Origin of the sequence: Xenorhabdus entomophaga, assembly GCF_037996725.1 — a bacterium.
Lineage (GTDB): Bacteria > Pseudomonadota > Gammaproteobacteria > Enterobacterales > Enterobacteriaceae > Xenorhabdus > Xenorhabdus khoisanae.
Genome location: NZ_JBBMXH010000059.1, coordinates 23,084 through 29,246, shown reverse-complemented (window position 1 = coordinate 29,246; position 6,163 = coordinate 23,084). Strand labels below are relative to the sequence as shown.

The window sequence follows — 6,163 nt, the reverse complement described above, 5'->3', positions numbered from 1 at the left end:
TAGAACACAAATGGAGTGGGGCAAAAGCGATAAGAAGACAAAAAAGATGTTCAGTTGATGAGTTGTTCACCGAGCACATCGAATGTGTCAGGTTATGTTGATTCTGCTATAGTAGCAGCAGTAGCCATGATACTTGGTGACAAAAAGGCAGCATCAATGATGTTTATTCCAAATGTTACACCAGATAATGTCGGATTCTTATAAAATGTAATAAGAGCAAAAACACTACAGAACATAGCTATAAATACGCCACCCACTGGGATAAATATAGATAGAGCAGCAAATATAAGAGCGATAATAGCTAAAGCTTTCATTTTTAAACATCCCTAATTAAAGCGCCAAGATGTTCAGAAACCTACCACATGAAAGGCTTGGTCAATTACCCATTATTGGGTATTATATTCACCACCATCTCGGCATTGTTAAATTTAATTTTCAATCTCATTCGCTTTATACAAGCGATTTATCTGCGGTTGTAGTTCTGAATCAACTGAAAATGATATTTTTTTATTTTGTTTGTGTCAAAAAATATCAAGTATAACATGCGGATTTAATTTAATTCACGATCAATGGGCGCAGCCAAATATAGAAATGGTTGCCCCCGGTTTCTCAAACGAGAAATTAACACTAAATACTCTTCAGCTAATTAATAAAAATTCATTATTGCAAATTTATGGAATAATTAACTTGTCATACCTGCATATTCATGACTTCGTGATAAGCACTAACCAACTTATTTCTTACCTGAATGCCCATTTGTAACGAAATGCCCGCTTTCTGCATATTGACCATCACATCATTGAGTTCCACACCCGGAACGCCCAGTGTGAAATCTTGTGCCTGCTTGGATGCACTCAGACGGTTCCGGTTTATTTTTTCTACAGCGGCAGTCAGTTGGCTGGCAAAACTGCCTTGTACTGGCATGGGGTTGGCGATGTTTGCTGCTTGTAATGCCTGAGCCTTCATCTGTTGCAGTACACCTTCAATTGCCTGAATTGACATAAAAACCTCGCGTTAAATCACCCTATTGATTATGTGATTAAGTGCCATATTAGCCGTGGGCCGGTTGGCAATTTTCCACGCTGCCACCGTAACATAGCCCTTCCAAACTAAAGCGGGTAATTGAAGTAAAAATTCAAAGCTTATTGTGCCATTAAAAGAGGTGTGAACAGCGAATAATGATGGGATTAATAATAGGAAGAATCTTTTCGCTTGCGTATGGGGAGTCTGTTTTGTTACGCCACGCTTTTAGTATTCATGTTGACCAGCAAGGCAAGGATCGTCTATGAGTGCAGCAACAACCGACGTTGAAAACCAAAATAAAGGTTTTAACGCTATTATCAGCAGGATAAAAGCTGATCCAAAAGTTCCGTTATTAGTTGCTGGCTCCGCTGCCATCGCTATCGTCGTCGCCCTGTTCCTCTGGTTGCGAAGCCCCGATTATCGAGTGCTTTACAGCAACCTGAGTGACAAGGATGGCGGGGAAATCGTTACGCAATTAACCCAAATGAACGTCCCTTACCGTTTTGCCGAAAATGGCTCTGCGCTCATGATACCTGCCGATAAGGTGCATGAGACTCGCCTGAAACTGGCACAACAAGGGCTACCAAAAGGGGGAGCGGCAGGTTTCGAACTCTTGGATAAAGAGAAATTCGGTATCAGCCAGTTCAGTGAGCAGGTCAACTACCAACGCGCATTGGAAGGTGAGCTGGCTCGTACTGTTGAATCACTCGGCCCAGTCCAGAGCGCTCGTGTCCATTTGGCTCTGCCAAAACCTTCGCTGTTCGTTCGTGAGCAAAAATCGCCGTCAGCCTCCGTAACAGTCGGATTGCTGCAAGGCCGTGTTCTGGATGAAGGGCAAATCAACGCCATTGTGCATATGATTTCAAGCAGTGTTGCCGGTTTGCCGGCGGGCAATGTGACGATTGTGGATCAATCTGGCCGCCTGTTGACACAAGCCGATTCCACTGGCCGCGATTTGAACACTACTCAGTTGAAATATACGCAGGAAGTAGAGAGTCGTTTCCAGCACCGCATTGAAACTATTCTGGCCCCTGTCGTGGGTCGCGGAAATGTGCATGCTCAGGTAACAGCACAAATTGATTTCTCTCACCGTGAAGAAACGGCGGAAGAGTATAAACCTAATCAGCCACCAAATCAGGCGGCCATCCGCTCCAAACAAACCAGTATCAGCGAGCAGAGTGGCGGGCCATTGGTAGGCGGTGTGCCGGGAGCATTGTCGAATCAGCCAAATGCTGCGCCAAATGCCCCGATTGAAAAACCAAATGCCAAAGGCAATGGTGATGAAAAAGCTGACCAGAACCGCAACAATAGTGCTAATAGCAATAACAGAAATAATAGCTATGAGCGCGTAATAAGTAACAACCGCAATAACCGTCATGACGAAACCACCAACTATGAAGTGGATCGCACCATTCGCCATGTTCAATTACAAGCTGGCACAGTGGAACGTCTTTCGGTTGCCGTTGTGGTCAACTATGCCACCGTTCAGGGGGAAAATGGCCCTGAAACAAAAGCGCTGACACCAGAACAGTTATCGCAGATAGAAGCACTAACCCGTGAAGCTATGGGATTCTCTACTGAACGTGGCGACAGCCTGAACGTACTCAACACACAGTTCAATGATACATCCGAAGTGATAGAAACTCTGCCATTCTGGCAGCACCCTGTCCTGCTGGAAAAACTGCTGGAAGCAGGTCGTTGGTTACTGTTGGTTCTGGTTGCCTGGTTGCTGTGGCGTAAGATGATCGTGCCACAAATCGCCAAAAAACGTGCCGCAGAAAAAGCCGCATTGGCAGCGCAGAAAACCCCGCAGAAACAGCAACCAGAAACCAATGCTGAAATGGATGAAAAAATGCGCCGTAAGCTGGCTCGCCAACGTGTTAGTGCAGAGCTTCAAAGTCAGCGTATCCGTGAACTTGCAGAAAAAGATCCTCGCGTCGTCGCGCTGGTGATCCGTCAATGGATGAGTAACGAACAATGAGCCTGAGCGGAACAGAAAGAAGTGCCGTCATGTTAATGACCCTGGGAGAAGATCAAGCGGCCGAGGTGTTCAAACACCTGAATTCCCGGGAAGTACAACAATTGAGTATTGCCATGGCGGGGATGAGACAAGTCTCCAACCAGCAACTGGTTGAAGTGCTGGCGGAGTTTGAAGAAGATGCAGGGCAGTTCACTGCCCTCAGCATTAACGCCAATGATTATCTGCGCAGCGTACTGATCAAAGCATTGGGTGAAGAACGTGCTTCCAGTCTGCTTGAGGATATCCTTGAGTCCCGTGATACCACGACAGGCATCGAAACCCTCAACTTTATGGAACCGCAAATGGCGGCCGATATGATCCGCGATGAACATCCGCAGATCATTGCCACTATTTTGGTTCACCTCAATCGTGGTCAGGCAGCCGATATTCTTGCTCTGTTTGATGAACGCCTGCGCAATGATGTCATGCTTCGTATCGCTACCTTTGGTGGTGTACAGCCATCCGCACTGGCAGAGTTGACCGAAGTATTGAATACCCTGCTGGATGGCCAGAACCTGAAACGCAGCAAAATGGGTGGTATTCGTACTGCGGCAGAAATCATCAATCTGATGAAAAGCCAGCAGGAAGAAGGTGTCATTGATGCAGTCCGCACTTACGATAACGAACTGGCACAGAAAATCATTGATGAAATGTTCCTGTTCGAAAACCTTATCGGCGTGGACGACCGCAGTATCCAGCGCCTGTTGCAGGAAATTCCGGTCGATTCCCTGCTTGTGGCATTGAAAGGTTGCGATCAGGCATTGCGCGATCACTTCCTCAACAATATGTCGCAGCGTGCTGCTGAAATCATGCGTGATGATTTGGCAAACCGTGGCCCGGTTCGTATGTCCCAAGTGGAAGCAGAGCAGAAATCCATCCTGCTTGTGGTTCGTCGTCTGGCAGAAAACGGCGAAATGATCCTGAATGGTGGTGACGATACCTATGTCTGATAAACCAAATAATGGAAGCTGGCAGCCGTGGCAGCCAAACGAATTGAATCTGTGGGATACTCTGCGGGCAAAACTGGAGCCGGTGGAAGAGGCTACGGAGCCAGACGAACAGGAGCGACTGCTGGAGCAAATAAGAATGCTGGATGAGCTGAAAGAACAAGCTCGTCAGGCAGGTCATATGCAGGGTATTGCAGAAGGTCAGGCTCAGGGTTATGAACAAGGACTCCAGGAAGGCCGAAAGGCCGGACTGGAACAAAGCTTACAGGAATCCAGACAACAGCAGCAAGTGGTTATCGATCAATGGCAAGCATTACTGACAGATTTTAGCCATTCACTGGATGGTCTGGATACGGTTATTGCTTCGCGTTTAATGCAGCTTTCACTAACGGCTGCTCACCATATTTTAGGGCAGCCCGCTGTTTGTGATGGCACTGCCCTACTGAATCAGATCCGTGAATTTATCCAGCAGGAGCCTATGTTCAGTGGAAAACCACAGTTGCGTGTCCACCCACAAAACATCCCTCTGGTTGAACAACAACTCGGGGAAGTTTTGGCACTACATGGCTGGCGTCTCGTTGCAGATAACAAACTGCATCCGGGCGGCTGTAAAGTCAGTGCCGATGAAGGAGATATGGACGCCAGTTTAGCAACCCGCTGGCACGAAATGTGCCGTCTGGCAGCACCGGGAGAATTGTGATGACGGCAAGACTTGGGCGCTGGCTGGCAACCTTGGACTCATTTGAAAAGCGTCTGGAAAAAACCCCGAAAGTACGCCGTTACGGACGCCTGACCCGTGCGACGGGCTTAGTGCTGGAAGCCACTGGTTTGCACATGCCTCTCGGTGCGACTTGTCTGATCGAGCGTCAGAATGGCAGCATCATTGAAGAGGTTGAAAGTGAAGTTGTTGGCTTCAATGGCGAAAAATTGTTGTTGATGCCATTGGAAGAACTGGAAGGCATTGTGCCGGGTGCCCGCGTCTATGCCCGTTCTTATGGTGAAGATGCAGGGGGCGGACGTCGCCTGCCTCTGGGACCTGAATTACTTGGCAGGGTTCTGGATGGTGCCGGACGCCCCCTTGATGGCTTCCCCGCTCCTGATACAGGCTATCGCGCTCCCCTGACAACCACTCCACTCAACCCCCTGCAACGAACTCCCATCAGCAATGTACTGGATGTTGGCGTTCGGGCCATTAACGCCCTGCTGACAGTCGGGCGCGGGCAACGTATGGGATTATTCGCCGGCTCAGGTGTTGGTAAGAGTGTGCTGCTCGGCATGATGGCACGTTATACCCAGGCTGATGTGATCGTCGTGGGTCTGATTGGTGAGCGTGGTCGGGAAGTTAAAGACTTTATTGAAAATATCTTAGGTGTCGAAGGGTTAGCACGCTCTGTTGTTGTCGCCGCTCCTGCTGATGTTTCGCCATTATTGCGCATGCAGGGAGCCTCTTATGCGACCCGCATAGCAGAAGATTTCCGCGATCGCGGTAAACATGTTCTGCTGATTATGGATTCCCTGACCCGTTACAGCATGGCACAACGCGAGATTGCACTGGCTATCGGCGAACCTCCGGCAACCAAGGGCTATCCCCCTTCTGTATTTGCCAAATTACCCGCACTGGTGGAAAGGGCCGGTAATGGCGTCAGTGACGGCGGTTCAATTACTGCATTTTATACCGTACTGACAGAAGGTGATGACCAACAAGACCCGATTGCTGACGCGGCCCGCGCTATCTTAGATGGTCATATCGTGCTTTCGCGTTCACTGGCAGAGTCTGGTCACTACCCTGCCATTGATATTGAGGCTTCCATCAGCCGTGCCATGACCGCCCTGATCGACAATACCCATTATCGACGTGTGCAGTATTTCAAACAGTTGCTTTCCGGCTACCAGCGCAACCGTGATTTGATCAACGTTGGCGCCTATGCTGCGGGCAGTGATCCCTTGCTGGACAGGGCGATTGAGCTTTATCCTCACATGGCTCAGTTCCTGCAACAGGGCATTGAAGAACGCAGTGAGTATGATTCAGCCTGTACCCAGCTTCAACAGCTATTGCCGACATAACATTTTATCTATGGGGATGTTACCTATGAAAATGTTACCTATGGAAATTTCGCTGAGGAGTATTTTGCCGACGAGTATAACGTTTGTCAGAACAGTGCCGATATAACAT

At 48.5% G+C, this 6,163-nt stretch carries 6 protein-coding genes; 4 read left to right on the top strand and 2 right to left on the bottom strand.

The window, feature by feature from the left end; translation table 11 throughout:
- Positions 1 to 92: 92 nt before the first annotated feature.
- Positions 93 to 314 (bottom strand): hypothetical protein, encoded by a 222-nt coding sequence (locus AAC854_RS13210; RefSeq protein ID WP_340617505.1) that lies wholly within the window; start codon positions 312 to 314, stop codon positions 93 to 95.
- A gap of 376 nt (positions 315 to 690) precedes the next feature.
- Positions 691 to 1,002, bottom strand: coding sequence for a flagellar hook-basal body complex protein FliE (fliE, locus tag AAC854_RS13205; protein WP_340617504.1), 312 nt, complete (start codon positions 1,000 to 1,002; stop codon positions 691 to 693).
- A gap of 283 nt (positions 1,003 to 1,285) precedes the next feature.
- On the opposite strand from fliE, the gene fliF reads away from it, so the two are divergent.
- From fliF to fliI, 4 genes are read left to right on the top strand one after another with little or no spacing between them, the layout of a single operon-like run.
- Entirely contained in the window at positions 1,286 to 3,004 is a 1,719-nt protein-coding gene (fliF, locus tag AAC854_RS13200) for a flagellar basal-body MS-ring/collar protein FliF (protein WP_340617503.1), read from the top strand.
- Positions 3,001 to 3,993: a flagellar motor switch protein FliG gene (gene fliG, locus AAC854_RS13195; RefSeq protein ID WP_340617502.1), complete on the top strand. Its 993-nt coding sequence runs from the start codon at positions 3,001 to 3,003 to the stop codon at positions 3,991 to 3,993. Before fliF ends, fliG begins: the two co-directional genes overlap by 4 nt.
- On the top strand, positions 3,986 to 4,690 hold the full coding sequence (fliH, locus tag AAC854_RS13190; protein ID WP_340617501.1) for a flagellar assembly protein FliH: 705 nt from the start codon (positions 3,986 to 3,988) through the stop codon (positions 4,688 to 4,690). Before fliG ends, fliH begins: the two co-directional genes overlap by 8 nt.
- Positions 4,690 to 6,054: a flagellar protein export ATPase FliI gene (fliI, locus tag AAC854_RS13185; RefSeq protein ID WP_340617500.1), complete on the top strand. Its 1,365-nt coding sequence runs from the start codon at positions 4,690 to 4,692 to the stop codon at positions 6,052 to 6,054. Before fliH ends, fliI begins: the two co-directional genes overlap by 1 nt.
- Positions 6,055 to 6,163: the final 109 nt, after the last annotated feature.

Excerpts from the sequence above, each read along its gene's own strand:
- fliG (WP_340617502.1), top strand. The coding sequence starts at position 3,001 with ATGAGCCTGAGCGGAACAGAAAGAAGTGCCGTCATGTTAATGACCCTG.
- AAC854_RS13210 (WP_340617505.1), bottom strand. The coding sequence starts at position 314 with ATGAAAGCTTTAGCTATTATCGCTCTTATATTTGCTGCTCTATCTATA.
- fliF (WP_340617503.1), top strand. The coding sequence starts at position 1,286 with ATGAGTGCAGCAACAACCGACGTTGAAAACCAAAATAAAGGTTTTAAC.
- fliE (WP_340617504.1), bottom strand. The coding sequence starts at position 1,002 with ATGTCAATTCAGGCAATTGAAGGTGTACTGCAACAGATGAAGGCTCAG.
- fliI (WP_340617500.1), top strand. The coding sequence starts at position 4,690 with ATGACGGCAAGACTTGGGCGCTGGCTGGCAACCTTGGACTCATTTGAA.
- fliH (WP_340617501.1), top strand. The coding sequence starts at position 3,986 with ATGTCTGATAAACCAAATAATGGAAGCTGGCAGCCGTGGCAGCCAAAC.